The 25,526-nt window shown below is 41.2% G+C and carries 28 protein-coding genes; 27 read left to right on the top strand and 1 reads right to left on the bottom strand.

All coding sequences use genetic code 11. The features are described 5' to 3' along the window. Genes gatC through gatB form a run of 3 tightly spaced genes read left to right on the top strand, consistent with a single transcriptional unit; the run spans nucleotide 1 to nucleotide 3,202 of the window. On the top strand, nucleotides 1–303 hold the full coding sequence (gene gatC / locus SRA_RS00885) for an Asp-tRNA(Asn)/Glu-tRNA(Gln) amidotransferase subunit GatC (protein ID WP_002263475.1): 303 nt from the start codon (nucleotides 1–3) through the stop codon (nucleotides 301–303). Then, nucleotides 303–1,769, top strand: coding sequence for an Asp-tRNA(Asn)/Glu-tRNA(Gln) amidotransferase subunit GatA (gene gatA, locus SRA_RS00880; RefSeq protein WP_003086535.1), 1,467 nt, complete (start codon nucleotides 303–305; stop codon nucleotides 1,767–1,769). Before gatC ends, gatA begins: the two co-directional genes overlap by 1 nt. Then, nucleotides 1,769–3,202, top strand: coding sequence for an Asp-tRNA(Asn)/Glu-tRNA(Gln) amidotransferase subunit GatB (gene gatB, locus SRA_RS00875; protein ID WP_003086533.1), 1,434 nt, complete (start codon nucleotides 1,769–1,771; stop codon nucleotides 3,200–3,202). The genes gatA and gatB overlap by 1 nt, the downstream gene beginning before the upstream one ends. Nucleotides 3,203–3,258: 56 nt before the next feature. On the opposite strand, the gene SRA_RS00870 is transcribed toward gatB, so the two are convergent. Next, nucleotides 3,259–5,331 carry a glycosyl hydrolase gene (locus tag SRA_RS00870; protein ID WP_003086531.1) on the bottom strand — a complete coding sequence of 691 codons (2,073 nt, stop codon included), beginning with the start codon at nucleotides 5,329–5,331 and terminating at the stop codon, nucleotides 3,259–3,261. 617 nt (nucleotides 5,332–5,948) lie between these two features. On the opposite strand from SRA_RS00870, the gene SRA_RS00865 reads away from it, so the two are divergent. The 24 genes from SRA_RS00865 to SRA_RS00750 all read left to right on the top strand — a co-directional run bounded on the left by SRA_RS00865 (nucleotide 5,949) and on the right by SRA_RS00750 (nucleotide 25,510). Continuing rightward, complete coding sequence (locus tag SRA_RS00865; protein WP_003086527.1) at nucleotides 5,949–6,857, top strand: DMT family transporter; 909 nt, start codon at nucleotides 5,949–5,951, stop codon at nucleotides 6,855–6,857. A 255-nt stretch (nucleotides 6,858–7,112) separates the two neighbouring features. Next, nucleotides 7,113–7,640 (top strand): YqeG family HAD IIIA-type phosphatase, encoded by a 528-nt coding sequence (locus SRA_RS00860; protein WP_003086526.1) that lies wholly within the window; start codon nucleotides 7,113–7,115, stop codon nucleotides 7,638–7,640. Further along, nucleotides 7,641–8,747 (top strand): ribosome biogenesis GTPase YqeH, encoded by a 1,107-nt coding sequence (yqeH, locus tag SRA_RS00855; RefSeq protein WP_003086524.1) that lies wholly within the window; start codon nucleotides 7,641–7,643, stop codon nucleotides 8,745–8,747. It abuts the gene before it with no gap. Between the two features lie 17 nt (nucleotides 8,748–8,764). After that, nucleotides 8,765–9,076, top strand: coding sequence for a ribosome assembly RNA-binding protein YhbY (gene yhbY / locus SRA_RS00850; protein ID WP_003086522.1), 312 nt, complete (start codon nucleotides 8,765–8,767; stop codon nucleotides 9,074–9,076). Nucleotides 9,077–9,103: 27 nt separating this feature from the next. After that, nucleotides 9,104–9,736 (top strand): nicotinate-nucleotide adenylyltransferase, encoded by a 633-nt coding sequence (locus SRA_RS00845; protein WP_003086521.1) that lies wholly within the window; start codon nucleotides 9,104–9,106, stop codon nucleotides 9,734–9,736. After that, nucleotides 9,733–10,326: a bis(5'-nucleosyl)-tetraphosphatase (symmetrical) YqeK gene (yqeK, locus tag SRA_RS00840; protein ID WP_003086518.1), complete on the top strand. Its 594-nt coding sequence runs from the start codon at nucleotides 9,733–9,735 to the stop codon at nucleotides 10,324–10,326. The genes SRA_RS00845 and yqeK overlap by 4 nt, the downstream gene beginning before the upstream one ends. Then, entirely contained in the window at nucleotides 10,327–10,680 is a 354-nt protein-coding gene (rsfS, locus tag SRA_RS00835) for a ribosome silencing factor (protein WP_003086517.1), read from the top strand. 248 nt (nucleotides 10,681–10,928) lie between these two features. Next, entirely contained in the window at nucleotides 10,929–11,666 is a 738-nt protein-coding gene (locus tag SRA_RS00830) for a class I SAM-dependent DNA methyltransferase (RefSeq protein WP_003086515.1), read from the top strand. A gap of 99 nt (nucleotides 11,667–11,765) precedes the next feature. Beyond that, nucleotides 11,766–12,449 (top strand): hypothetical protein, encoded by a 684-nt coding sequence (locus SRA_RS00825; RefSeq protein WP_003086513.1) that lies wholly within the window; start codon nucleotides 11,766–11,768, stop codon nucleotides 12,447–12,449. Nucleotides 12,450–12,667: 218 nt separating this feature from the next. After that, entirely contained in the window at nucleotides 12,668–13,222 is a 555-nt protein-coding gene (locus SRA_RS00820) for a Fic family protein (protein ID WP_413787536.1), read from the top strand. Next, a complete protein-coding gene (locus SRA_RS00815) occupies nucleotides 13,219–14,316 on the top strand; it encodes a nucleotidyltransferase (protein WP_003086510.1) in 1,098 nt (365 codons plus the stop codon). Before SRA_RS00820 ends, SRA_RS00815 begins: the two co-directional genes overlap by 4 nt. A gap of 6 nt (nucleotides 14,317–14,322) precedes the next feature. Beyond that, nucleotides 14,323–15,183: a hypothetical protein gene (locus SRA_RS00810; RefSeq protein ID WP_003086508.1), complete on the top strand. Its 861-nt coding sequence runs from the start codon at nucleotides 14,323–14,325 to the stop codon at nucleotides 15,181–15,183. A gap of 336 nt (nucleotides 15,184–15,519) precedes the next feature. Then, a complete protein-coding gene (locus SRA_RS00805) occupies nucleotides 15,520–15,774 on the top strand; it encodes a type II toxin-antitoxin system Phd/YefM family antitoxin (protein WP_003090931.1) in 255 nt (84 codons plus the stop codon). Nucleotides 15,775–15,777: 3 nt separating this feature from the next. After that, entirely contained in the window at nucleotides 15,778–16,032 is a 255-nt protein-coding gene (locus tag SRA_RS00800) for a Txe/YoeB family addiction module toxin (protein WP_003086504.1), read from the top strand. Nucleotides 16,033–16,346: 314 nt separating this feature from the next. Then, a complete protein-coding gene (locus SRA_RS00795; RefSeq protein WP_003086502.1) occupies nucleotides 16,347–17,063 on the top strand; it encodes a MerR family transcriptional regulator in 717 nt (238 codons plus the stop codon). A gap of 142 nt (nucleotides 17,064–17,205) precedes the next feature. Next, a complete protein-coding gene (locus SRA_RS00790; protein WP_003086500.1) occupies nucleotides 17,206–17,616 on the top strand; it encodes a peptide deformylase in 411 nt (136 codons plus the stop codon). A gap of 69 nt (nucleotides 17,617–17,685) precedes the next feature. Further along, the gene (locus SRA_RS00785; RefSeq protein ID WP_003086498.1) at nucleotides 17,686–18,402 is read left to right on the top strand and encodes a YebC/PmpR family DNA-binding transcriptional regulator; all 717 of its coding nucleotides are present in this window, start codon (nucleotides 17,686–17,688) and stop codon (nucleotides 18,400–18,402) included. 192 nt (nucleotides 18,403–18,594) lie between these two features. Beyond that, nucleotides 18,595–18,939 carry a DUF6568 family protein gene (locus tag SRA_RS00780; protein ID WP_003086495.1) on the top strand — a complete coding sequence of 115 codons (345 nt, stop codon included), beginning with the start codon at nucleotides 18,595–18,597 and terminating at the stop codon, nucleotides 18,937–18,939. 107 nt (nucleotides 18,940–19,046) lie between these two features. Then, the gene (gene yajC / locus SRA_RS00775) at nucleotides 19,047–19,412 is read left to right on the top strand and encodes a preprotein translocase subunit YajC (protein ID WP_003086494.1); all 366 of its coding nucleotides are present in this window, start codon (nucleotides 19,047–19,049) and stop codon (nucleotides 19,410–19,412) included. 132 nt (nucleotides 19,413–19,544) lie between these two features. Then, nucleotides 19,545–20,660 carry an ISAs1 family transposase gene (locus tag SRA_RS00770; protein ID WP_003086492.1) on the top strand — a complete coding sequence of 372 codons (1,116 nt, stop codon included), beginning with the start codon at nucleotides 19,545–19,547 and terminating at the stop codon, nucleotides 20,658–20,660. Between the two features lie 135 nt (nucleotides 20,661–20,795). Continuing rightward, the gene (gene uppS / locus SRA_RS00765) at nucleotides 20,796–21,545 is read left to right on the top strand and encodes an undecaprenyl pyrophosphate synthase (protein WP_003086491.1); all 750 of its coding nucleotides are present in this window, start codon (nucleotides 20,796–20,798) and stop codon (nucleotides 21,543–21,545) included. 14 nt (nucleotides 21,546–21,559) lie between these two features. Then, nucleotides 21,560–22,354, top strand: a complete 795-nt coding sequence (locus tag SRA_RS00760) for a phosphatidate cytidylyltransferase (RefSeq protein WP_003086489.1) — start codon at nucleotides 21,560–21,562, stop codon at nucleotides 22,352–22,354. A gap of 18 nt (nucleotides 22,355–22,372) precedes the next feature. Beyond that, nucleotides 22,373–23,632: an RIP metalloprotease RseP gene (gene rseP / locus SRA_RS00755; protein WP_003086487.1), complete on the top strand. Its 1,260-nt coding sequence runs from the start codon at nucleotides 22,373–22,375 to the stop codon at nucleotides 23,630–23,632. A gap of 27 nt (nucleotides 23,633–23,659) precedes the next feature. Next, nucleotides 23,660–25,510 (top strand): proline--tRNA ligase, encoded by a 1,851-nt coding sequence (locus tag SRA_RS00750; RefSeq protein ID WP_003086485.1) that lies wholly within the window; start codon nucleotides 23,660–23,662, stop codon nucleotides 25,508–25,510. The last annotated feature ends 16 nt before the right edge of the window (nucleotides 25,511–25,526 follow it).

The raw sequence follows: 25,526 nt of genomic DNA, 5'->3' as shown, positions 1-25,526 counted from the left end.
ATGAAAATTTCTGAAGAAGAAGTGCGCCATGTGGCTAATCTTTCCAAATTAAAATTCTCAGACGATGAAACAACAGAATTTGCAACAACCTTGACTAAAATTGTTGACATGGTGGAATTATTAAATGAAGTGGATACGCAAGGTGTTCCCTTTACATCAAATGTCGCAGACAATATTAACTATATGCGAGAAGATGTTTCTGTAGCAGGCTGGGACCGCGAACAGCTCTTTAAAAATGTTCCTGAACATGAAGATGGTTTGATTAAAGTACCAGCTATTATTGACGAAGGAGGAGATGCCTAATGACTTTTAATACGAAATCCATTGACGAATTGCACGACCTTCTTGTTAAGAAAGAAGTATCAGCGGTTGAATTGACCAAAGCTACTTTAGAAGATATCAAAGACCGTGAAGAAACCGTTGGTTCTTTTATCACTGTAACGGAAGAAGAAGCCTTGGCACAGGCTGCTGCTATTGATGAAAAGGGAATTGATACAGACAATGTTATGTCTGGTATTCCTTTGGCTGTTAAGGATAATATTTCAACTAAAGATATTTTAACTACAGCTGCTTCTAAAATGCTTTACAATTACAAGCCTATTTTTGATGCCACATCTGTTGAAAAGCTCTATGGCAAGGATATGATTATCGTTGGTAAAGCTAACATGGATGAGTTTGCCATGGGGGGTTCTACTGAAAATTCTTATTTCAAACTGACTAAAAATGCCTGGGATCAAGGAAAAGTTGCAGGTGGCTCATCAGGAGGTTCTGCAACAGCAGTCGCTTCTGGTCAAGTGCGTCTGTCACTTGGTTCTGATACTGGCGGTTCTATTCGTCAGCCAGCAGCCTTCAACGGTGTTGTTGGTATGAAGCCAACTTATGGCCGTGTGTCACGTTTTGGTTTAATTGCTTTTGGTTCCTCATTGGATCAAATCGGACCATTTTCACAAACGGTTAAAGAAAATGCCCAATTACTCAATGTCATTTCAGGAAATGATAAGAAAGATTCAACATCTTCACAAGTGGAAGTGCCTGATTTTACACAGTTTATTGGTAAAGACATCAAGGGAATGAAGATTGCCCTTCCTAAAGAATACATCGGTCAAGGTATTGATGAGAAGGTCAAAGAAACCATCCTGAAAGCTGCTAAGCATCTTGAAAGCTTAGGTGCCATCGTTGAGGAAGTCAGTCTGCCTCATAGTAAATACGGTGTTGCGGTTTACTATATTATTGCTTCATCAGAAGCGTCTTCAAACTTGCAGCGTTTTGATGGTATTCGCTATGGTTATCGTACCGAAGATTTTGAAAATCTTGAAGATGTTTATGTCAATACCCGCAGTGAAGGCTTTGGTGAAGAAGTGAAACGCCGTATTATGCTGGGAACTTTCAGCCTTTCATCAGGCTATTATGATGCTTATTTCAAAAAAGCTGGTCAAGTGCGGACACTTATCATGGAAGATTTTAAGAAAGTCTTTGCCGACTATGATTTGATTTTGGGTCCAACAGCACCAACAGTTGCTTACGACTTGGATTCTCAGCACCAAGACCCAGTCGCTATGTATCTAGCTGACCTCCTGACCATCCCTGTGAACTTAGCTGGTCTGCCAGGAATTTCCATTCCTGCTGGTTTTGTTGAGGGCTTACCTGTTGGTATGCAGCTGATTGGTAAACCGTTTGCTGAACAAACCATCTATCAAGCAGCAGCAGCTTTTGAAGCAAGTACGGATTATCATAAACAACAGCCAGTCATTTTTGGAGGTGGCAACTAATGAATTTTGAAACTATCATCGGATTAGAAGTCCACGTTGAATTAAAAACAAATTCTAAAATTTTCTCACCTGCACCAGCGCATTTTGGTGAAGATCCAAACGCCAATACTAATATCGTTGACTGGTCTTTCCCCGGCGTTCTTCCTGTCATGAATAAAGGCGTTATTGATTATGGCATCAAGGCTGCGCTTGCTCTTAACATGGACATTCATCAGCGCATGCATTTTGACCGCAAAAATTATTTCTATCCTGACAATCCAAAGGCCTATCAAATTTCACAATTTGATGAACCTATCGGCTACAATGGCTGGATTGAAATTGAATTAGAAGACGGCTCGACCAAGAAAATCCGCATCGAACGCGCTCACTTGGAAGAAGATGCTGGGAAAAATACGCACGGAGTTGATGGTTACTCTTATGTCGATCTCAACCGCCAAGGGGTACCTTTGATTGAAATTGTATCAGAAGCTGATATGCGTTCTCCAGAAGAAGCTTATGCCTATTTGACAGCCCTTAAAGAAATTATCCAATATACGGGAATCTCAGATGTCAAGATGGAAGAAGGCTCCATGCGGGTCGATGCCAATATTTCGATTCGTCCTTATGGACAGGAAGAATTTGGTGTTAAGACTGAGCTGAAAAATTTGAACTCTTTCAATTTTGTTCGCCGTGGCTTGGCTTATGAGGAGGAGCGCCAAGCAGAAGTTCTTCGTTCTGGCGGTCAAATTCAGCAAGAAACACGCCGCTATGATGAAACAACTGGCGAAACAGTACTGATGCGTGTTAAGGAAGGCTCAGCAGATTACCGTTATTTCCCAGAACCAGATCTGCCAATCTTTGAAATCGAAGATGAGTGGATTGAAAAAGTGCGTGCAGAATTGCCAGCCTTTCCACAGGAGCGCCGTGCTAAGTATGTCAATGACTTAGGTCTATCAGCTTATGATGCAGCCCAATTAACCAGCTCAAAAGCTATTTCAGATTTCTTTGAAGCTGCGGTAGCTAAAGGAGCAGATGCTAAGGCTGTTTCCAACTGGCTGCAGGGAGACATTGCTCAGTACCTCAATGCAGAAGGTCAAACGATTGATCAAATCGGCTTAACCCCTAAAAACCTAACAGAAATGCTGCAATTAGTAGCAGATGGTACCATTTCTTCTAAAATCGCCAAGAAAGTTTTCCTTCATTTAGCTAAAAACGGCGGCTCAGCAGAAGCCTATGTCAAATCAGCAGGTCTTATTCAAATCTCTGATCCGGCTCAGCTCCTGCCAATCATTCAAGAAGTTTTTGCCAACAACGAAAAAGCTCTTAATGACTATAAAGGCGGCAACAAAAATGCAGCCAAATCGCTGGTTGGTCAAATCATGAAAGCCACAAGAGGACAGGCTAACCCGCAAGTGGCTCAGAAATTGCTTAATGAAGAGTTAGCGAAACTATAATCATAACCACCCGTTTGACGGGTGGTTATGATTTTATGCATACAGTGCTTTGATTTTTAAATCACTCTGCCATTGCCCTTATCGTCAAAACTGTAAGTTACACCATTGATTGTAAGGGTCGTATTTGACACACGGGCACCCGTATGAGGATCATAGTAATGAATCTCACCATTTTCGATGATAAGTTCCCCCTTGGCTTGTTTGCCATTTTCGTGGAAGTAGACATTTACCCCATCAATGACTGCTTCACCGATAAGCGCATAGCCTTCTGCACCAAGATAGTACCAGCTGCCGTCCCATTCTACATAGCGCTTGGTTAACATGCTGCCTGTCTCCTTGTCATAGTAGTGTCCATCATCAGCAAAAGTCCCTTTGGCCTGAATGCCATTTTGGTCAAAGTAAACTTGCACGCTATCAATGGTTTGAGCTCCATAGAGTTTATTACCGTTTTGATCGACATAATACCATTTGCCGTTAACCTCGACATAGCGGTTAGTTAACATGGCTCCCGTGTCTTTGTCGTAGTAGTGACCATTATTGGCAAAAGCTCCTTTGACAAATTCTCCGTCTTGATTGAGGTAATGCCACACTCCATCCACTTCAATAGGACGGTTGACCCACATAGCGCCCGTGTCTTTGTCGTAATAGTGACCGTTGTCAGCAAAGGCACCTTTGACTTGCTTGCCGTCCTGATTGAAGTAAACTTTTACATCGTCAATGGTTTGTTCACCTTTCAAGATACTGCCATCAGTATCTATATAGTACCAATTATTGCCAACATTAATGTACTGCTTTCTATTGGTCACTTTTGTCAATTTTCCTGTTTCATCAGCACTATAGGTGACGCCTTCATAAGTGAAGATACGGTTGGTAAGGATAGCAGCACGGGTATCGCCGTATTCTCCACGGAAATCAGCGAAATATTGGTTGCCATCTACCTCAAATAAAGGTTTAGGGCCGCCCGGAACGTCATCTCTTAGAGAGCCCGATTCATCAAAGTAGTAAAGGTGTCCATCAATTGTCTTAAAACCGTGAACGACATGACCGTTTTCATCTAAATAAATCTTTGGCGTCCATAAATAACCCCGCAGGTACATATATCTAATGGAACCCCAGTCATTATAGACCTTAATGCCATCTTCATTATAGAAACTTTCAGTACCGTCAGGATTTTTAAAAATCTTCCATCTGACTTCGCTAGGGGTAAAGTAGTGCTCTTTGCCATCAAGTGTTAGAGGCCCTTCATAGATATTACCATCATTATCATAGTAGTACCAAACTTCATCGTAAGTGCCATTGACATAAGTATTTCTGTAGACCTTTCTCAGTTTGTTGTTCCACAGTTCACCGGAGTCTGGATGGAAATAATATCCCTTACCATTGATAAGGACGCGTGTGCCTTTTGTTTGGAGACCGTTAGCATCGAAATGATAGGTCTTACCATCAATGGTCTGTAGACCAGTTACCTTATTTCCGTTTTCATCAACATAGTACCAGTGATTATCACCTGTGCTGACAAAGCGACTTGTCCACATAGTACCAGTATCTGGATCGTAGTAGTGACCATCACTAGCAAAGGCGCCCTTAACTTGCACACCATTTTCATCGAAGTAAACACGGTCACCGTTGATGGTTTGAGCACCAGTTAAATTAATGCCATTTGCATCAGTATAGTACCAGTTTCCTTTGTCATCACTGTGATAGTGGCCGCCGTTTTGCTCGCTTGCTTGACTTACAGCTGCTTGGGCTGAAGTAGTGGTTGATTCACTAGTGACAGCTGACGTACTTTCAGAAGTGGAAGGTGCGGCTGTTTGACTTTCACTAGTAGTTTCGGATGTTTCTTTTTCTGTAGTTGGCATTGATTCAGAAGCGACTGTCTCTGCGGAAGCCTCCGAAGGTGCTGCCGTCGTATGATCAACATTTTCGACTGAACCCTTATCAGCTGCCGGAGAAACTTGGGCTGCTTCAGGAACTGTGAGCACCTCTTCTGAAGTTGCTGTTTCTGCAGAAGGTGACTCTGCAAAAGCTGGCTTTGCTATAAAGGTAATGGCGGTTAAAGCTGTTACACAAGATAGCGTAATAAAGTATTTTTTGGCATAGTACCAAGATGAAATTCGTCTCTTTTTCATCGTTTTCACTCCCTTCATTTTAATTATAGAACAAAATTCAAACTTTACAAGCGTTTTCACGAATTACTGCTAATATTTATCCATAAAGGTATGGTGGAATCTAAATTTTTTTAGTTTTGAAGATATTTATCCCTATCTTATAACTATTGGCTGAATCCTGTGATTGCAGGAGTAAATTTTAAAAAGGCTGCTTGTACTTGGCTGACTCAGAATATCTGATGTTATTGAACAAAATGGCAGCATTCACTATTTAGATCAGAGAATTTCAAATGCGTTAAGAAAAAGACGAAGGTGCTGATAGAACCACATTTGCTATTGAATGCTGTTGCAATGGTGGATAAACTAGCTGTTAATTATATTAAAATTGGTATTCATGATGATTTTTCTTGAGCCTAAATTTAAAAGAGAACTTATTTCAATGGTTAAAAAAGGTTCATCTCAATTGGTAAAATATGAACAACCTAAAAGTCAGGTCAACTTGAATTATGATTTGATTATGAGCTCGCTAACAAGTTTAGCTTAGTAAAAAACGCTGATGAAGCTTAAGCCAGTAATTTGCTGGTTTTTTATTGAAAAAATATGCTAGAATAAGGGGAAAACGACTATTTGGAGTAACTATGAAAAAATCATTTAGCGGGACAGTTCTCGTTGTTCTGGCAGCCATATCTTGGGGATTATCGGGAGTTTCGGGCCAGTATTTGATGAAGCAAGGGATTTCTGTTCATTTATTGACTGCCTTGCGTATGCTCTTATCAGGCACCATCTTGCTTGCCTTTGTGATTTGGAAGCAGCCTAAGCAAGTCAAAACAGTGCTTAATGATAAAAAAACGTTAATCAGAATTCTCATCTTTAGTATTTGCGGACTGCTTTTGAATCAATTTAGTTATTTGCAGGCTATTCATTATACTAATGCTGGAACGGCAACTGTTTTGCAATATTTAGCGCCGGTTTTAGTTTTGGCTGTTGTTTGTTTTAAGGATCGCAGTTTGCCGACAGTAGGCGAAGTTGCTGCGATTCTTTTAGCCACCTTGGGAACCTTTGTTATAGCAACGCACGGACAGTTGGAAAATCTGGCTCTGACTCCAGCTGGTCTTTTTTGGGGTCTCTTTTCTGCTGTGACTTATACTCTTTATATGTTTTTGCCCATCAAATTGATTCAACGATGGGGCAGTCTTTTGGTCATTGGTCTGGGTATGCTGATGGGAGGATTGGTGTTTGCGCTTGTCGATCAGACTTGGCAATACGATGCTCACTTTCAAACTGCTAACCTTGTCGCATATTTTGGTTTAATTATTGTCGGCAGTGTCTTTGCTTATACGGCTTTTTTAAAAGGAATTAGTCTCATTGGTGCAGTAAAAGGCAGTCTTTTAGCGACTATTGAGCCAATAGCCGCAGTTCTTTTTTCAGCTGTTATTATGAAAGAAGTTTTTTACCCCATGGATTTTTTAGGCATGCTGCTGATTATACTGGCTGTCCTCATCATTTCAGTAAGAGATTTATTAGCAGCCAGCAAAGGAAAAATCTGAGGATTTAGTAAAGGCTTATTATTGGATTCTTTGGTTGATTTTGGAAAACGGTTCATGTATTAAAAGCGAGATATAATTATGCTATAAAGGGTGGGTTGTGATGCTGTCTGTCTAAAACTATTAAAAAATGCATATCATTCACTGCGGGTTTTATACATTTTCTTCATGTTTACAGCCTGATACATCTTTTTTCTTCCTCGCCTTATTCTTTATTTTATGTTAAAATAAAGGGTAATATTGTATTTGGAGAAGTAAGTGAGTATTGAAAATTATCGACCCGATTTCGTGGTAGAAGCCGTTTATGATTTAACCCCTGATAGTCTGCGAAAACACGGGATTAAGGCCGTTCTTGTGGATTTGGACAATACCCTGATTGCCTGGAATCATCCTGATGGGACGCCGGAGCTGCGCGACTGGCTGGATAGCATGACTGAGGCGGATATGCCGGTAGTTGTGGTCTCCAATAACAGTCATGCACGTGTCAGACGTGCGGTGGAGAGGTTTCATGTTGACTTTGTCAGCCGAGCAATGAAGCCTTTTGCGCATGGCATTAATACAGCAATTAGCCGCTATGGCTTTTCAAAAGATGAAGTGGTCATGGTGGGGGATCAGCTGATGACGGATATTCGTGCGGCTCATCGTGCCGGTATCAAAAGTATTCTAGTGAAACCCTTGGTGGAATCAGATGCTTGGAATACTAAATTTAATCGTGCGCGTGAACGCCGTGTTTGGAAAAAAATTGAAGACAAATATGGTGCCTTTGTCTATAAAAAGGAAATCTAAGTGGAAGCATTATTTTGTATTGGCTGTGGAGCCCAAATTCAAACAGAAGAAAAAAATCGTGCCGGCTATACGCCGCAATCAGCCTTGGAAAAGGGGCTGGAAACGGGAGAAGTCTATTGTCAGCGCTGTTTTAGGCTGCGTCATTATAATGAAATCACCGATGTTCATATTTCGGATGATGAGTTTTTAAAGCTCTTGCACGAAGTGGGGGACAGCAGCGCTCTGGTTGTTAATGTCGTTGATATTTTTGATTTTAATGGATCTGTTATTCCCGGTCTGCCGCGCTTTATTTCTGGCAATGATTTGCTTTTAGTGGGGAATAAAGCGGATATTTTACCTAAATCTGTAAAGGCCAGCAAGGTGAAACAGTGGCTGACAGAACGTGCGCATGAGGAAGGTTTGCGACCGCTTGATGTTCTCTTGACCAGTGCTCAAAATCACTATGCCATTAAAGAGCTGATTGCGTCTATTGAAAAACTGCGCAAGGGCCGCGATGTTTATGTGGTCGGAGTTACCAATGTCGGCAAGTCGACACTGATTAATGCCATCATTAGGGAGATTACTGGGGACAAGGATGTGATTACTACCTCACGCTTTCCGGGAACGACGCTGGATAAGATCGAAATTCCGCTGGATGACGGCAGTTATATTTTTGATACTCCTGGCATCATTCACCGCCATCAGATGGCGCATTATTTATCAGCTAAGGCTCTCAAGTATATCAGTCCTAAAAAGGAAATCAAGCCTAAGACCTATCAGCTTAATCCTGAACAAACCCTCTTTTTAGGCGGTCTGGGACGATTTGATTTTCTTCAGGGAAATAAGCAGGGCTTTACAGCTTATTTTGACAATAATCTTAAAGTTCACCGAACAAAACTGGCTGGGGCAGATGCTTTTTATAAAAAGCATGCAGGAGAACTTCTGACGCCGCCGGACAAGGAAGAATTGGCAGATTTTCCGCAGCTGGTGAGACACGAATTTGCTGTGGATGGAAAAACGGATATTGTTTTTTCTGGCCTAGGCTGGATTCGACTGGCAGGACAGGCAAAAATTGCCGCTTGGGCACCGCAGGGAGTTGCTGTAGTGACCAGAAAGGCATTGATATAAAATGATAAAGGAAGCTTATGGCATTAACAAGTAAACAAAGAGCCTTTTTAAAGAGTCAAGCGCATTCGCTAAAACCGATCGTTCACATCGGCAAGAACGGTTTAAATGATCAAATCAAAACAAGTATCCGAAACGCTCTGGATGCGCGTGAATTGATTAAAGTAACACTTTTGCAGAATACGGATGAGAATATCCATGAGGTTGCAGAGATTTTAGAAGAGGAGATTGGACTGGAGACAGTCCTGAAAATTGGCCGTATTTTGATCCTGTACAAGGAATCAAGCCGCAAGGATAATCGGAAAATTTCAGCTAAAGTTAAAACAATCTAAAGAGTTGATTTTGATAATGGAGGCAAGATGGCTTTAGAACTGTTGACACCTTTTACCAAGGTGGAATTGGAAGAAGAAAAAAAAGATAGCAACCGAAAACAAATCGGTATTTTGGGAGGAAATTTTAATCCTGTCCATAATGCTCATTTGGTCGTTGCTGATCAGGTAAGACAGCAGCTGGGACTTGACCAGGTGCTTTTGATGCCTGAATTTATACCGCCTCATGTTGATAAGAAAGAAACGATTGATGAGCAGCACCGCCTAAAGATGCTGCAGCTAGCGATTGAAGGCATTGAAGGCCTGGATATTGAGACCATAGAGCTTGAACGAAAAGGAGTCAGCTACACCTACGATACTATGAAATTGCTGACAGAAAAAAATCCTGATGTGGATTATTATTTCATCATTGGAGCTGATATGGTGGATTATTTGCCTAAATGGCATAAGATTGATGACTTAATGCAGCTGGTGCAGTTTGTCGGTGTTCAGCGGCCTAAGTATAAGGCTGGAACATCTTATCCGGTGATTTGGGTGGATGTGCCTCTGATGGATATCTCATCCAGCATGCTCAGAGAATTTATTGGGAAGAATCGAAAACCTAATTTTCTGCTGCCTAAATCGGTTCTGGATTATATTGAGAAAGAAGGGCTCTATCAATGACCTATGAAACCTATGTTGGCATGACCCGTGAGAGCCTGCTGGAAAAACTCAAGGCTCAGGTCTCTAAAAAACGCCTGCAGCATATGCTGGGGGTGGAAAAAGCAAGTATCTATTTGGCTGAGATTAATGGCTATAATCCTGACAAAGCAGGGCTTGCAGGGCTTTTGCACGATTACGCCAAAGAGCTCTCAGATGAGGCTTTCTTAGCCTTAATTGATAAATACCAGTTGAACCCTGAACTCAAAAATTGGGGGAATGAAGTCTGGCATGGTCTTGTTGGCATTTACAAAATTCAAGAAGATTTAGGTTTAAAGGATAAAGAGATTCTGCGGGCAATTGAAATTCATACGGTTGGCAGTTCTGATATGACCATGCTGGATAAGATTGTCTATGTTGCAGACTATATTGAGTGCAATCGCGATTTCCCGGGAGTGGACAAGGCGCGTGAAATAGCGGAGCAATCGCTGGATGAGGCAGTAGCCTTTGAAACCGTTCATACGGTTGAGCATCTGGCGCATCAGGCTGTACCTATTTACCCGCAGACAATTGAGACCTATAATGCTTATGTAGGGTATTTAAGAGAGGATTAAATGAAGGAAAAAGAATTACTGGAATTAATTGTTAAAGCCGCTGATGAAAAGCGGGCTGAAGACATTGTTGTCATGGATTTGCAGGGGCTGACTACTCTGACGGATTATTTTGTTATTATGCATGCAGCCAACAGCCGTCAGCTGGAGGCTATTGCCGATAATATCCGTGAAAAAGTACTTGAAGCTGGAGGCGATGCCAGCCATATTGAAGGCGATTCTAAAGGTGGCTGGGTGCTGCTTGACCTCAATGATGTCGTTGTGCATATCTTTTCAGAAGAAGAACGTTACCATTACAATCTTGAAAAACTTTGGCATGAAGCACCGATGGTGGATGTGGCAGAGTATTTAGCATAACAGACAACCTTGCCGCTTGGCAAGGTTTTTGAAAACAAGAAGAAAGGTAAGCAAAGCGAGCCTCTAACAACAATGTTCTGCTGTATTGAAAATTTACAAGAAAGGGCAGAAAGAAGCAAAATGAGGCTCTAAAAGATACTTTTTACTGTGACGAAGAGAGAGTTGATCCTTAAGCTCAACTTTTAGTCATGAAACAGAATATTTGCAGGTATCCGCTTCACTTTAGAAAGGTATAGAAGAAAAATGTTATGAGAAACTATCAAAAATTCGCTGCCGTCTATGACAGCATCATGGACGACTCCCTCTACGATCAATGGACGGACTTTTCGCTCCGCCATTTTCCTCAAAAGAAAATTGCAAAGCTTTTAGACTTAGCTTGTGGGACAGGTATCCAGTCCATCTGTTTCAAGCAGGCTGGTTTTGATGTGACAGGTTTGGATTTGAGTGAGGATATGCTAGACTTAGCGCGCAAACGAGCTGAGGCAGCGCACTTGGCTATTCCCTTTGTTCAGGGCAATATGCTGGATTTGTCGTCGGTTGGGACCTTTGATTATGTGACCTGTTATTCGGATTCCATTTGCTATATGGAAGATGAGGCAGCTGTAGGTGATGTTTTCGAGCAGGTTTACGCTCATCTCAATGATGGTGGTACTTTTATTTTTGATGTGCACTCGACCTATCAGACAGATGAGGTCTTTCCGGGCTATTCCTACCATGAAAATGCCGAAGACTTTGCTATGGTCTGGGACACCTATGCCGACCAAGCACCGCATTCTGTTGTGCATGAACTAACCTTTTTCATCCAAGACGAAGACGGCCGCTTTACCCGCTATGACGAGGTTCACGAAGAACGAACCTACGATTTGCTGACCTACGATATTTTGCTGGAGCAGGCAGGTTTTAAGAATGTCAAAGTCTACGCGGATTTTGAGGATAAGGAACCTAGGGATACAAGCAGGAGATGGTTCTTTGTGTGTGAGAAATAATCGTAATAATGCTACTTTTGACGGATTGAAGATATTAACTTTTATGTTATAGTAGGGTTGATATGATAACAAAGTGGCTTTTGGGGTGTTGAGGTGGATATGGCAAATTTACTGATTATTGTGGGACTTGGCTTTGCCGGCATTGATCCTGTAGGTATGTTACTGTTGCTTGGTGGCTTGGCTAAAGGACTTGATAAGAAGAAAGCCCTCATTTATACGCTAGGTGTTTTTCTGGGAACCAGTCTGCTGGGAACGGTTTTATCTGCTATTTTTGGCAATAAATTGAGCTATGTCATAGAGAACCTATTATTCAGTCTCTTTAAACTGCCTGATAGTCTATGGGTTGTCATTTACATTTTTATCATCTCTTTCCTTGTCATTTTAGGGTTAAAGAGACTGCGAGCTATCGAAAAGACTGCGCCAGATAAGGCAGCAAAGGGAGGTAAAAAGGGGCTTTGGGGGATGATTGGCTTTATGATTGTGACAGCTCTCATTGACCCCACCTTCATTGCTGTTTTAGCCCTTTCAGGACAGCGGCATTTAGTATTAGCTTTTATGAGCAACCTTATCTGGGTTCTTTTAAGCCAGCTGCCCCTTTTTTTACTGACGCTTACCATTTTGACTAACAAGCATCTGGCATTTACAAAATGGTTTAATAAGCTTATAGCAAAACATAGGCAGCCTGTTAGAAATATGGTGACAGGCCTGGTTTTTCTAGCGACCTTTGTTTTATGTTCAGACTTGGTCGCTTATTTGATAACGGGGACTTGGCTCATTGACTAAAGAAACAGCATGAGTCAGTAGTGACAAAAGCTGGCTATTTGGAGATAGCTTTTTATTGTTCCGTAAATCGTAAAATATTGTTCCGTTAAAACATCTATTGTTCCGGACTATGGTATAATAAAAGTAATAGACAAGGATGGAAGCGGGGCCTGTCGAAAGGTTCCTGCTCGTATCGTGGAGCCACTAACGAGCCGGTTCAACTCTATATAATTCGCCCCTTGATGGAACAATTATTAAAAGATTATGTCATTAGTCAAGAGAATATAGTGACCAAAATGGCTCCTCTTCATATCCAATTTGAAAGTATTCATCCGTTCATTGATGGGAATGGTCGTATGGGACGACTATGGCAGAGTCTGATTCTCTATCAATGGCAGGATATCTTTGAATGGATTCCTATTGAGACGGTTATTTACAAACATCAGCAAGCCTACTACGATAGCTTATCGCTCAGCAATCATCAGAACGATGCAACAGTTTTTATCGAACTTATGCTAGACGCTATTTTAGAAACTTTGCAGGATTATTCGCTCATAGAAAAGAGCGATAAAGTAGGCGATAAAATGAACGATAAAGAATTGCTATATTTTAATTTACTAGAAAAATATTTGAAAAAGCATGGCACGATAAGTAACCGAGAGTTTCAAGGATTATCAAACCTCAGTCCTTCTGCAGCAAGGAGCTATCTAGCAAGGTTTACAGAATTGGGACTGCTTATTAAAACAGGACAAAATCGCAATAGACAGTATCAATTAAGGCAGGATTTCACATGACCATCACAGGCATCATCGCCGAATTCAATCCCTTTCATAATGGGCACAAGTATCTTTTGAATCAAGATAACGGTCTCAAAATTGTAGCTATGTCTGGCAATTTTGTGCAGCGGGGAGAGCCCGCTATCATTGATAAGTGGACGCGGGCGCAAATGGCGCTGGCAAATGGAGCCGACCTCGTGGTTGAATTGCCCTTTTTAGTGGCAGTTCAGTCGGCCGATTATTTTGCTCAGGGGGCCGTGGACATTTTGCGTAAGCTGGGCATAGATACCCTTGCTTTCGGCACGGAAGAAGTCCTTGATTACCAGCGTTTATCAGCCCTTTATGGCAAAAAAGCAGAGCAGATGACAGCTTTTCTTTCGACACTACCTGAGGAGCTCAGCTATCTCCAAAAAACACAGCTCATGTGGGAAACTTTTGCAGGTATTGACTTTACCGGTGATACGCCCAACCATATTTTAGGCTTGGCCTACGCCAAAGCTTGTGCAGGAAAAGACATCAAACTGACTCCTGTTCAGCGTCAGGGAGCAGCCTACCATTCTGAGGAAAAAGAAAGGCTTTACGCTTCCGCAACCAGCCTGCGCCATCATAGACAAGATAAAAGTTTTGTGGCTAAGGGCGTGCCTAACCCCGACCTGTTTCAAGCGAGTCCGCAAGTGACTTGGGCTGACTATTTTCAACTTCTGAAATATCAAATTGCGACCCAGCCAGACCTGACACAAGTCTTTCAGGTCAACGAAGAAGTGGCTGCCCGCATCAAAAAAGCCATCCGGCAGGTGACCGACATTGACCAGTTGGTAGAAGCTGTCGCCACCAAGCGCTATACCAAAGCGCGCGTGCGCCGCATCCTGACTTATATCCTAGTCAATGCGCGTGAAGCTGACCTGCCAAAAGGTGTCCATGTCCTTGGTTTTACGGAGAAAGGACGTCAGCATCTCTCCAGCATCAAAGACAAGACCCAGCTTATCTCCCGTATAGGCTCGCAGCCATGGGACACCTTAACCCAGCAAGCCGACCAGGTCTATCAACTCGGAAATCCAGAAATCCTTGAACAGACCTGGGGACGAGTGCCGGTGAATATCAGAAAGAAGTAGAATTCTATGATGGTAAATCAAGTACAGGCCTTTATAGCAAACTCATCATTTCCTAAAACTTTAGAGGAGCTATTGCAAATTGATGAATTGAACATTGAATTGATATTATCAGGTGAAGAATTTGAATGGACAGTGCCAAGGTGGTCAAAAGCTGGAGATATAATATTTTTTATGTATTCTAAAACATCAATTAACACTATTAGACGATTAAGGAAACAATTAAATGAAGTAAAAGATGCTGATGTATTTGGTGTAGAGGAAGTTACAAAATTATTTTTGCTACTTGATAAAGGCGAGTACTACTATAGCAAGTTTGGTGCTAGTATTTTTGCTCTCGGTCAGGTAAGAGGTAGATTATTTCGAGATGATTTTTCTTATATAAATAGTTTTCATTGGGGTTCAAATATTTATAGCGGAATTGATAATGTTAAAGTATTAAGAAATCCTATAGCAATAGATGATTTTAGAGAATTTATTCATATTTCTAGACAATCGGGTATTACTCCTGTGTTGGGTATGGAATTTTCTGAATTAAAAAATCTAATCTGTCGTAAAAATCAAGGGTTAAGCACTCTGTTATCTGTAGAGGCTAGTCCATTTCCCATGAAAAGCATCAATCAAGAGAATTGGCTAGAGATGGGAAACATGTATAGACGGCAGTTCTTTTTAGAATATCAATTTAGAGTTTTTTATGTTGACTATTTACTAAAAGAACTAAGTGACATTAAGACTATTTATAAAGAATGTGCCTGTTATAAATCTAGTGAAAATGTTAAATTTGTTGATAATGTCATTAAGATAGCGGGCTTGTACTTACCTGTTGAAGTCAAGCTGAACATTGCTTTAGAAAAAGAACTGTTAGGGTAATTAAAGTCGTATACCTTTTTAGACAAATGTATATTAGATAAAAAGAAAAATAAGATTATTGATTCAAAAGATATCTATTTGCTTAAAGTGTTACTTATTGATACTGAATCTATGTACTTATATAATAGAAATACAAATGAAATTGAAAAAATTATTGAATTGGATTGTTTAAATAATGGTTATGATATAGACGCTGCAAGAATATTGCTTGAAGAGAAGTTATTTTAATATTGATTTTTCGAATAATAAAAGTGAAGACAAAGAACTTGTACAATATCTTGACAAGTTCTTTGTTTTTGTTATACTTATGGAAAAGAGGTTAAGTGAGGTATGGTAATGGAAGCAGTACTGTATTCAACATTTCGGAATCATTTGAAGGATTATATGAAAAAGGTTAATGATGAATTTGAGCCATTAACGGTTGTCAATAAAAATCCTGATGAAGACATTGTAGTCCTGTCTAAAAGTGAATGGGACAGTATTCAAGAGACTTTGCGCATTGCACAAAATCAGGAGCTGTCGGATAAAGTTTTACGAGGCATGGCGCAGGTCAAGTCAGGTGCTGTTAAAGTTCATCAGATTGAGGAGTAAGTGATGTTATTAACCTTTACGGATGATGCTTGGAATGATTATTGTTACTGGCAGGGACAGGATCGTAAGACCTTGAAACGTATTAACAAGATTATTAAGGATATTCAGCGCAACCCTTTTACTGGAATTGGAAAACCTGAGCCATTGAAATATGACTTTCAAGGTGCCTGGTCACGGCGAATCGATGCAGAGAATCGTATTATCTATATGGTTGATAACGATAGTGTCGCCTTTTTATCTTTTAAAGATCATTATTAAGCTCCGTGTTCTACGGGGCTTTTGTGATATAATGGACTTGCGACAGTTTTGAAAGTGAAGGGAAACTATGTCTATTAAGGATTATAAATATATAGCAGAGGTGGTGGTTTTAGCTGCCTGTCTATTCTGTCAATCATCTTTATTATTCCTAAGGCTAAAAAGTAAGAGATGTAAGAAAGCGCTGGGTTATGACAATTATCCAGCGCCTTTTAGATGACGAAAAATAATCTTATGACTGATAAAATATTTACTTTCCCCCTTGACTCTAACGCAGCGTCATAGCCTATACTGTCCTTATGAGAGGAGATTTGGTCATGAAAACAGTTAAAGAGATGAGTCAGCTTTCAGGTGTTAGTGTGCGCACGCTTCATTACTATGATGAAATCAATTTGCTGACACCTAGTTTTGTTGCGGATAACGGCTATCGTTATTATGACAATGCGGCTTTTGAAAAGCTGCAGGAGATCTTGCTCTTTCGTGAATTGGAATTTCCGCTCAAAGATATTAAAAAAATTGTAGGGAATGCGGCTTACGACAGAGATGCGGCTTTAAAAGATCAGATTCAGCTTCTGGAGCTGAAAAAGCAGCACTTGGAAAAAGTCATCAAGCATGCTAAGTCCTTGCAGCAGAAAGAGGATAATTACATGGATTTTCAAGCATTTGATAAGACAGATTTGCTAGCTTTCCAGGCAGAAGCTAAAGAACGCTGGGGAAATACAGCAGCATTTCAGGAATTTGATGCGAAAACAAGCAATCAAGATTTTGCTCAGATAAGTTCAGAAATGTCTGACATTATGGCAGGATTCGGACGCTTGAAGGACTTGGAGGCTGATGAACCCAAAGTTCAGAAGCAGGTGAGAGTTCTTAAGGATTATATCAGTCAAAATTTCTATGAGTGTACAAACGAAGTTTTAGCTGGTCTGGGGCAAATGTACGCTGCGGATAACCGTTTTAGTCAGTTTATTGATCAAGTAGGCGGTCAGGGAACAGCAGTCTTTGCGGCTCAGGCGATTGCTATTTATTGCCGGTAAAAGAGCCCTATGAGGTTAAAGCATCAGCTTTAGCCTTATAGTTATGCAAATTCTAACGAATTTGATTTCTATGGTCTCTAGTCACAGTGTTTCCTTATTATAAAATCTGTTATACTAATTATAAAAAACCAAAGGACAAGTTATGATTAGACCTATCGTAAAAGATATCTTCTTCCTGCAGCAAAAGGCAGAGCCAGCTACCAGAGATGATTTCGCTGTCGGTCAGGATTTGCAGGATACCTTGGCGGCCCATCGAGATAACTGTCTTGGTATGGCAGCCAATATGATTGGTATTAACAAACGGATTATCATTGTTTCCATCGGCTTTACCGACCTTGTCATGTATAACCCTGTCATGACAGCAAAAACACAGCCTTATCAGACAGAAGAAGGCTGTCTGTCGCTTACTGGCAGCAGAACGACCAAGCGCTATCGCGAGATTACCGTCACTTTTTATAACCAAGAATGGCAGAAACAGACACTGATGTTTACTGGCCTTTCTGCCCAAATTATTCAGCATGAAATGGATCATTTGGAAGGAAGATTAATTTAAGCGAATTCTCAAATGACTTATCTTGTGCTATAATAGTTAACGATTGAAAAATACAAAGGAGAATTTTTAATGGGACGTAAATGGGCAAATATTGTTGCAAAGAAAACTGCTAAAGATGGCGCAAATTCAAAGGTGTATGCTAAGTTTGGCGTTGAGATTTATGTAGCTGCCAAGCAAGGTGAGCCGGATCCGGAGTCGAATTCAGCTTTAAAATTTGTACTTGAACGCGCTAAGCAAGCGCAGGTGCCTAAACACGTTATTGATAAAGCTATTGATAAGGCTAAGGGAAATACAGATGAAACCTTTGTTGAAGGACGTTACGAAGGATTTGGTCCAAATGGTTCAATGATTATTGTGGACACGCTGACTTCAAATGTTAACCGTACAGCCGCAAACCTTCGGGCGGCCTTCGGTAAAAACGGCGGGAATATGGGTGCCGCAGGATCGGTGTCCTACATGTTTGATAAGAAGGGTGTCATTGTTTTTGCAGGCAATGATGCAGATGCCGTCTTTGAGCAGCTTTTAGAAGCAGATGTTGATGTTGAGGATGTTGAGGCAGAAGATGGCAGTATCACTGTCTATACAGCGCCGACTGATCTGCATAAGGCGCTTGAAGCTTTGCGTGCTTCAGGGATCGCAGAATTTCAGATTACAGAACTTGAAATGATTCCGCAGACTGAGGTTGCTTTGGAAGGAGAAGACTTAGCCGTCTTTGAAAAATTGATAGATGTCCTTGAAGATGACGACGATGTCCAAAAGGTTTATCACAATGTAGACGGTTTATAAGATAAGGGTCTGGGATGGGCATATATGATTGCAGAGCAATGTGGATGTCTCTTACGCTCTTTAATTTTAACCAACTGTGCGAAGGTGAGCAGCAAAATCGCGATTGAGTCCTACTCTTTTTAAGCTCAAATGTGCATAATAAGCTGTCTCAAAAAGGCTATCATAAAAATATTAAAAAAAGTGAGGAACGATATGTTAAATTTTGCAGACGCTGTTAAGGATTTTGAGCGTGTGACAGCTCAGGAAGCACAAAAAAGAATTGATAGCGGGGAAAAAATTATTCTTTTTATTGGACGCTCCACTTGCCCGTTTTGTAGGCGTTTTGCCCCTAAGCTGAACAAGGCAGCTAAAACTGATCATCAAGCGGTCGCCTTTTTAAACAGTGAAGATCAAAATGATTTAAAGGCGATTCAGGACTTGCGCAGTTCTTATTCTGTGAATACTGTTCCGGGTCTTTTGGTCGCTCAAAATGGTCAAGTTAAGGTTGTCTGTGACTCATCGCTATCAGAAGAAGCTATCCGTGATTTTATTGCTTAACGCTTACAATCCCTGCTTTCAGGGATTTTTTGCTGACTTTCCGCTTGCTCTTGAGGCTTAATTTTGTTATAGTATTTGATGACTTTAAATAATGAGGAGAATTAACTATGCCTTATCCGACACTTATTATGTTTGCTGTTCTTATTGGAGCTATCTTTTTGATGCAGCGTTCTCAGAAGAAACAGGCTCAGGAACGTCAAAATCAGCTGAATGCTATTGCTAAAGGCGACGAAGTAGTAACCATTGGCGGTATGTATGCTGTTGTTGACGAAGTGGATAATGACAGCAAAAAAATCGTACTTGATGTTGACGGAGTATTCCTTCCTTTTGAATTAACTGCTATCAAGCGTGTTATTGCCAAGGGAGGCAGTGACTCTTCCCCGCAAGAAGAATCAGCTGAAGCTATTGAAACTGCAGGTGCAGCTGAGACTTCAGAAGCAGAAGCAGATGCCGAATCTGCTATTGAAGAATAAACTTCCCCCTCAATCATGCTGGATTGGGGGTTTTTAGGCACGACAAACGCATGAAGAAAATATCGTTTTCAGAAATTAATTTCATAAACGAGATAAAGGACTTCCGTTATAATAGTAGTGGAGGTCGTAGTTATGAATGAGATGATTCGTTTTTTGGTAGAAGTTAGAGATGTCAGGGAGCCCTGGAAAATCAAACATTTGTTATCAGACATTGTTCTCTTAATATTCTTCGCTCGTTTATCAGGCGCAGAGTACTGGGATGAGATTGAAGCCTTTGGCAATGCCTACGAAAGCTCCTTACGGACTGTTCTTAGTTTAGAAAATGGCATCCCATCACACGATACGCTTCAGCGTGTTTTCGCGACATTAGACCCACAGGTTCTTGTAGAAGTTACGCAGATGTGGGCTAACATTTTAGAGGAGGCTGATCTCTCTGCCAAGACTTTTACAACCTTTTCGAAACGGTTGGTTGCGATTGATGGCAAAACTGTCCGAGGCAACGCCAGTCAAACCCAGAAAGCCTTGCATATTGTCACAGCTTATGCGACAGACTTAGGGATAGCCTACGGTCAAGTGGCGACTGATGAGAAGAGCAACGAAATCACAGCGTTCCCCGTCTTACTAGATATGATTTCTATCAAAGGTTGCCTGATTAGTATAGATGCTATAGGAACTCAAAAGGCCATTGCGGAAAAGATTATCCAGAAAAAAGGCGACTACTGTTTGGCTGTTAAAGAGAATCAGAAGGGACTATTAGAGGATATTCGTCCCTATTTTGAGTTGGATTCTAGGCGGGATGATACTTACGAAACCGTTGAAAAAGCCCACGGTCAAATCGAGGTCAGACAGTATGATGTCCTCCACGATGTCGGTTGGCTGAGAAAAGTTCATCCGGATTGGGGACATATTCAGAGTATAGGTCGAGCTCGTATTCAGATAACAAAGAATGGACAAGAAAGCAAAGAGAGTCGCTACTTTATTCTGAGTTGCCAGGTCAGTGCTCAGGAATTGTGTGCTTATGTTAGAGGGCATTGGCAGATAGAAAGTATGCACTGGTTATTGGATGTTGTTTTTCGTGAGGATGCCAATAAGACGCTAAACAAGCACTTAGCTTTTAATTTGAATGTGATGGATAAATTTTGTTTAGCTGTATTGAAGCGACTAGATACAGGAAAGAAAATGAGTATGAGGCATAAGAAATATGTCCTTAGTTTGTCCTTTGACAAGTATCTAAGCCGCCTACTCTAAGTTAAAAAAGGGTTCTATCGTTCAGAAAATGAATTGGAGCGTCTCATGCGTTTGTCGTGGTTTTTAGGCGAAAGAACAGTCACAATTCTTAAATTATGGTAAAATAGAAATAATAGTATTTTTTAAGGAAAAATAATGTTTACATTTAAGAGAAAAAAACAAGACGTGAAACTGGCTAAAATTCCCAATCACATTGCTATTATTATGGATGGCAACGGCCGTTGGGCTAAAAAGCGGATGAAACCGCGTGTTTTTGGGCATAAGGCTGGAATGGATGCGCTGCAGGAAGTGACTATAGCTGCTTCTGATTTAGGGGTCAAGGTTTTGACAGTCTATGCCTTTTCAACAGAAAACTGGAGCCGCCCTCAAGATGAAGTCAAGTTTATCATGAATCTGCCTGTGGAATTTTTTGATAAGTATGTTCCTGAGCTGCATAAAAATAATGTTCGTATAGTGGTCATTGGGGACAAAGAAGGCCTGCCAAAGCCAACTTTAGATGCTTTGGAGCGTGCCAGAGAATTGACCAAGCATAATTCGGGATTAATTTTGAACTTTGCCCTTAATTATGGAGGCCGTGCTGAGATTACCAATGCTGTAAAATTAATTGCTCAGGATGTATTAGATGCCCGTCTGAATCCTGGAGATATCACAGAAGATCTTATCGCTGCTTACCTAATGACTGACAGCCTTCCTTATTTGTACCGGGATCCTGATTTAATCATCAGAACCAGCGGAGAAATGCGGCTCAGTAACTTTTTGCCTTGGCAGTCTGCCTACAGTGAATTTTATTTTACCGAGGTTTTATGGCCGGATTTTGACAGGGAGGCCCTGCTTTTGGCTATTGAAGAATTCAATCACCGTCACCGTCGGTTTGGCGGCGTTTAGAAGGAGTTTATCATATGCAGAAACGCGTTATTTTCGGAGGGGCGGCCTTAGCTGTTTTTCTGCCTTTCCTGTTTTTAGGAGGAATCTTTTTTCAGCTCTTTGTCGGTATTTTAGCCATGATTGGTGTATCGGAAATGTTAAAAATGAAGGGATTGGAAATCTTTTCATTTGAAGGAATTCTGGCAATGCTTGCAGCTTTTGTACTGACGGTCCCTTTAGACAGCTATTTAACTTTTTTGCCCATTGATGGCAGCTTCAGTGCTTTTAGTTTGGTTATTTTCCTTATTTTAGCGGGAACTGTCTTAAACAATGGTCACTATTCTTTTGAAGATGCAGCTTTTCCTATTGCCTGCAGTCTCTATGTAGGTGTTGGTTTTCAAAACCTTATCAATGCCCGCACTGCAGGCCTTGACAAAGTTTTTCTGGCGCTTTTTATTGTTTGGGCAACAGATATCGGTGCTTATATGATTGGGCGGCAGTTTGGGAAGCGCAAGCTCATGCCAGCTGTCTCACCCAATAAGACGGTTGAAGGAAGCTTGGGAGGTGTTTTGTCGGCGCTCGTTATCGCCTTTATTTTCATGCTTTTTGATAAGAATGTCTACGCCCCTTACAGTTTCTTTGTGATGCTCCTTCTTGTTGTGCTTTTTAGTGTTTTTGCCCAGTTCGGTGATTTAGTAGAAAGTTCTATTAAGCGTCATTTTGGTGTTAAGGATTCTGGAAAACTGATACCTGGACACGGCGGCATCTTGGATCGCTTTGACAGTATGATTTTTGTTTTCCCTATCATGCACTTCTTTGGATTATTCTAAGAGGGAGGCAATGAAACGATGTCAGGATTAATTGCATTTATCATTATTTTTGGAATTATAGTACTTGTCCATGAATTTGGGCATTTCTATTTTGCCAGAAGATCTGGAATTTTAGTCCGAGAATTTGCCATTGGTATGGGACCGAAAATTTTTGCACATCAAGGCAAGGACGGTACAGCCTATACCCTTCGCATGCTGCCCTTGGGAGGCTATGTGCGTATGGCAGGCTGGGGGGATGATACAACCGAAATTAAAACGGGAACACCTGCCGCTTTAACCCTTAACGATAAGGGGGTTGTGGTTCGTATCAATCTTTCTGACAGACAGTTAGACAAAACGGCACTGCCCATGAATGTCACCGCCTATGATTTAGAAAACAGGCTGGAAATTACCGGCCGTGTTTTGGATGAGACTAGGACGTATCCGGTTGACCATGATGCAACTATTGTCGAAGAAGACGGTACGGAAATCAGAATTGCGCCTTTGGATGTCCAATATCAAAATACCAGTATTTGGGGACGTTTGATTACTAATTTTGCGGGGCCGATGAATAATTTCATCTTAGGAGTCGTTGTGTTTATGCTTGTCATTTTCTTACAAGGCGGTGTTCCGGATTATTACAGCAATCACGTTCGTGTAGTGCCTGATGGCGCCGTTGCAAAATTGGGTGTCAAAGATAACGATCAGATTCTTCAAATCGGAAAAAGTAAAGTTGATAATTGGGAAGATCTGACCGAGGCAGTGGCTGAATCAACTACTGATTTAGGCAAGGGTGAAACGATCCCCTTTAAGGTTAAAACTAAATCAGGCATTGAAGTACTGCGAGTTCGTCCAAGAAAAGTCAACGGCAGTTACGTTATTGGTGTTATGCCAAGTTTAAAGACAGGCTTTGCTGATAAGATAGTCGGTGCTTTTAAAATATCTTGGGACAGAGCCTTTGCTATACTGAATGCCTTAAAAGGTATTGTACTTCAGCCCAGCCTTAACAAGTTGGGTGGGCCAGTAGCGATTTATCAGATGAGCAATATGGCAGCTAAAGAGGGTGCTATTCGTGTCTTAGAACTGATGGGGATGCTCTCTCTCAATTTAGGTATTTTTAATCTGATTCCTATTCCGGCCCTTGATGGCGGCAAAATTTTAATTAATTTAATCGAAGCCATCAGGAGAAAGCCTCTCAAGCAGGAAACAGAAACGTACATTACACTCGCTGGTGTTCTGGTAATGGTCGCATTGATGATTGCCGTAACGTGGAATGATATTATGCGAGCCTTTTTCTAAACTAATTTAGACGGAGAAGAATTTTTAATGAAACAAAGTAATATGTTAATCCCAACCTTGCGCGAAATGCCAAGTGATGCACAGGTTATCAGCCATGCACTTATGGTGCGTGCAGGCTATGTCCGCCAAGTATCAGCAGGGATTTATTCTTATTTGCCGCTGGCCAACCGAGTGATTGAAAAAATCAAACAAATCATGCGTGAGGAGTTTGATAAAATCGGTGCAGTTGAAATGCTGGCGCCCGCTCTTTTGACAGCTGATCTGTGGCGTGAATCGGGCCGCTATGAAACGTATGGGGAAGACCTTTATAAATTAAAAAACCGTGACCAGTCAGACTTTATTTTAGGTCCGACTCATGAGGAGACTTTTACCAGCCTGATTAGAGATTCTGTGAAATCATACAAACAGCTGCCTTTGAATCTTTATCAGATTCAGGCAAAATACCGGGACGAAAAGCGGCCCCGAAACGGTCTGCTTAGAACCCGTGAATTCATTATGAAGGATGGCTACAGTTTTCATGCGGATTATGAAAGTCTGGATGTCACCTATGAAGATTATCGCAAGGCTTATGAAGCTATCTTTACGAGAATTGGTTTAGATTTTAAAGCGATTATTGGTGATGGCGGTGCTATGGGAGGAAAGGACAGCCAAGAATTTATGGCTGTTACACCGGACCGTACAGATTTAGAGCATTGGCTGGTTCTTGATAAGTCTATTGCTTCAACAGAAGAAATTCCTGAAGAAGTTTTATCAGAGATTAAGGAAGAGCTCTCATCCTGGCTGATATCAGGTGAGGATACAATCGCTTATTCCAGTGAATCTGATTATGCTGCTAACCTTGAGATGGCCACGAGCGAATATAAGCCAAGCGGAAAGGTTGTTTCCCACGAAGAAGTCCGACGCGTTGAAACTCCAGATTGTAAGACGATTAACGAAGTAGCAGCCTTCTTAGGAATTGATGAATCACAGACCATCAAGACTCTGCTTTTCATTGCAGATGATGAACCAGTTGTTGCCTTGTTAGTAGGAAATGATCAGCTTAATGATGTGAAATTAAAAAATTATCTTGGAGCTGATTTCTTAGAAGTAGCTAATGAAGATGAAGCTAAAGATATTTTCGGTGCCTCGTTTGGCTCTTTAGGCCCTGTTAATTTGCCGGAAAATGTTACAATTATAGCGGATCTTAAAGTTCAGAATTTGGGAAATGCAGTTGTCGGTGCCAATGAAGATGGTTATCATCTGACCGGGGTCAATCCCGAACGCGACTTTAAAGCGGTCTATGCAGATATTCGTGAAGTCTGTGAAGGAGAAACGTCGCCCGATGGCAAAGGTGTTCTTAAATTTGCCCGCGGTATTGAAATTGGTCATATTTTCAAATTGGGGACACGTTATTCCGACAGCATGGGAGCCAATATTCTGGATGAAAACGGCCGTTCCATTCCTATAGTTATGGGCAGTTACGGTATCGGCGTCAGCCGCATTTTGTCAGCAGTCATTGAGCAGCACGCTCGCATTTTTGTCAACAAAACACCTAAAGGAGGCTACCGATTTGCCTGGGGCATCAATTTCCCTAAATCCTTAGCGCCATTTGATGTCCATTTGATTACGGTTAATATCAAAGATGAAGCTGCTCAACTGCTGACGCAAAAAGTGGAAGAAAGCCTGATGCAGGCTAACTATTCTGTTTTGACAGACGATCGCAATGAGCGAATTGGTTCCAAATTTTCCGACAGTGACCTTATTGGTCTGCCAATCCGTGTAACTGTTGGGAAGAAAGCCTCAGATGGGATTGTTGAAGTCAAAATCAAATCAACTGGTGATACGATTGAAGTCAATGCTGAAAATTTATTGGAAACACTGTCAATCTTAACAGATTAAGTAAACGACGAACAAA

The organism is Streptococcus ratti FA-1 = DSM 20564 (assembly GCF_000286075.1).
GTDB classification, from domain to species: Bacteria; Bacillota; Bacilli; order Lactobacillales; family Streptococcaceae; genus Streptococcus; species Streptococcus ratti.
The sequence above is the reverse complement of the archived record's forward strand: the minus strand, read 5'-3'. Positions and strand labels throughout refer to the sequence as shown.

What these genes read in the sequence shown, in the direction of transcription:
- gatC (WP_002263475.1), top strand. Translation starts at nt 1, where the DNA reads ATGAAAATTTCTGAAGAAGAAGTGCGCCATGTGGCTAATCTTTCCAAA.
- gatA (WP_003086535.1), top strand. Translation starts at nt 303, where the DNA reads ATGACTTTTAATACGAAATCCATTGACGAATTGCACGACCTTCTTGTT.
- SRA_RS00795 (WP_003086502.1), top strand. Translation starts at nt 16,347, where the DNA reads ATGAAAACAGTTAAAGAGATGAGTCAGCTTTCAGGTGTTAGTGTGCGC.
- rseP (WP_003086487.1), top strand. Translation starts at nt 22,373, where the DNA reads ATGTCAGGATTAATTGCATTTATCATTATTTTTGGAATTATAGTACTT.
- SRA_RS00870 (WP_003086531.1), bottom strand. Translation starts at nt 5,331, where the DNA reads ATGAAAAAGAGACGAATTTCATCTTGGTACTATGCCAAAAAATACTTT.
- SRA_RS00865 (WP_003086527.1), top strand. Translation starts at nt 5,949, where the DNA reads ATGAAAAAATCATTTAGCGGGACAGTTCTCGTTGTTCTGGCAGCCATA.
- SRA_RS00780 (WP_003086495.1), top strand. Translation starts at nt 18,595, where the DNA reads ATGTTAAATTTTGCAGACGCTGTTAAGGATTTTGAGCGTGTGACAGCT.
- SRA_RS00810 (WP_003086508.1), top strand. Translation starts at nt 14,323, where the DNA reads ATGATGGTAAATCAAGTACAGGCCTTTATAGCAAACTCATCATTTCCT.
- SRA_RS00785 (WP_003086498.1), top strand. Translation starts at nt 17,686, where the DNA reads ATGGGACGTAAATGGGCAAATATTGTTGCAAAGAAAACTGCTAAAGAT.
- SRA_RS00815 (WP_003086510.1), top strand. Translation starts at nt 13,219, where the DNA reads ATGACCATCACAGGCATCATCGCCGAATTCAATCCCTTTCATAATGGG.
- uppS (WP_003086491.1), top strand. Translation starts at nt 20,796, where the DNA reads ATGTTTACATTTAAGAGAAAAAAACAAGACGTGAAACTGGCTAAAATT.
- SRA_RS00750 (WP_003086485.1), top strand. Translation starts at nt 23,660, where the DNA reads ATGAAACAAAGTAATATGTTAATCCCAACCTTGCGCGAAATGCCAAGT.
- SRA_RS00770 (WP_003086492.1), top strand. Translation starts at nt 19,545, where the DNA reads ATGAATGAGATGATTCGTTTTTTGGTAGAAGTTAGAGATGTCAGGGAG.
- SRA_RS00805 (WP_003090931.1), top strand. Translation starts at nt 15,520, where the DNA reads ATGGAAGCAGTACTGTATTCAACATTTCGGAATCATTTGAAGGATTAT.
- SRA_RS00825 (WP_003086513.1), top strand. Translation starts at nt 11,766, where the DNA reads ATGGCAAATTTACTGATTATTGTGGGACTTGGCTTTGCCGGCATTGAT.
- SRA_RS00760 (WP_003086489.1), top strand. Translation starts at nt 21,560, where the DNA reads ATGCAGAAACGCGTTATTTTCGGAGGGGCGGCCTTAGCTGTTTTTCTG.
- SRA_RS00800 (WP_003086504.1), top strand. Translation starts at nt 15,778, where the DNA reads ATGTTATTAACCTTTACGGATGATGCTTGGAATGATTATTGTTACTGG.
- rsfS (WP_003086517.1), top strand. Translation starts at nt 10,327, where the DNA reads ATGAAGGAAAAAGAATTACTGGAATTAATTGTTAAAGCCGCTGATGAA.
- yqeK (WP_003086518.1), top strand. Translation starts at nt 9,733, where the DNA reads ATGACCTATGAAACCTATGTTGGCATGACCCGTGAGAGCCTGCTGGAA.
- gatB (WP_003086533.1), top strand. Translation starts at nt 1,769, where the DNA reads ATGAATTTTGAAACTATCATCGGATTAGAAGTCCACGTTGAATTAAAA.
- SRA_RS00830 (WP_003086515.1), top strand. Translation starts at nt 10,929, where the DNA reads ATGAGAAACTATCAAAAATTCGCTGCCGTCTATGACAGCATCATGGAC.
- yhbY (WP_003086522.1), top strand. Translation starts at nt 8,765, where the DNA reads ATGGCATTAACAAGTAAACAAAGAGCCTTTTTAAAGAGTCAAGCGCAT.
- SRA_RS00845 (WP_003086521.1), top strand. Translation starts at nt 9,104, where the DNA reads ATGGCTTTAGAACTGTTGACACCTTTTACCAAGGTGGAATTGGAAGAA.
- yajC (WP_003086494.1), top strand. Translation starts at nt 19,047, where the DNA reads ATGCCTTATCCGACACTTATTATGTTTGCTGTTCTTATTGGAGCTATC.
- SRA_RS00790 (WP_003086500.1), top strand. Translation starts at nt 17,206, where the DNA reads ATGATTAGACCTATCGTAAAAGATATCTTCTTCCTGCAGCAAAAGGCA.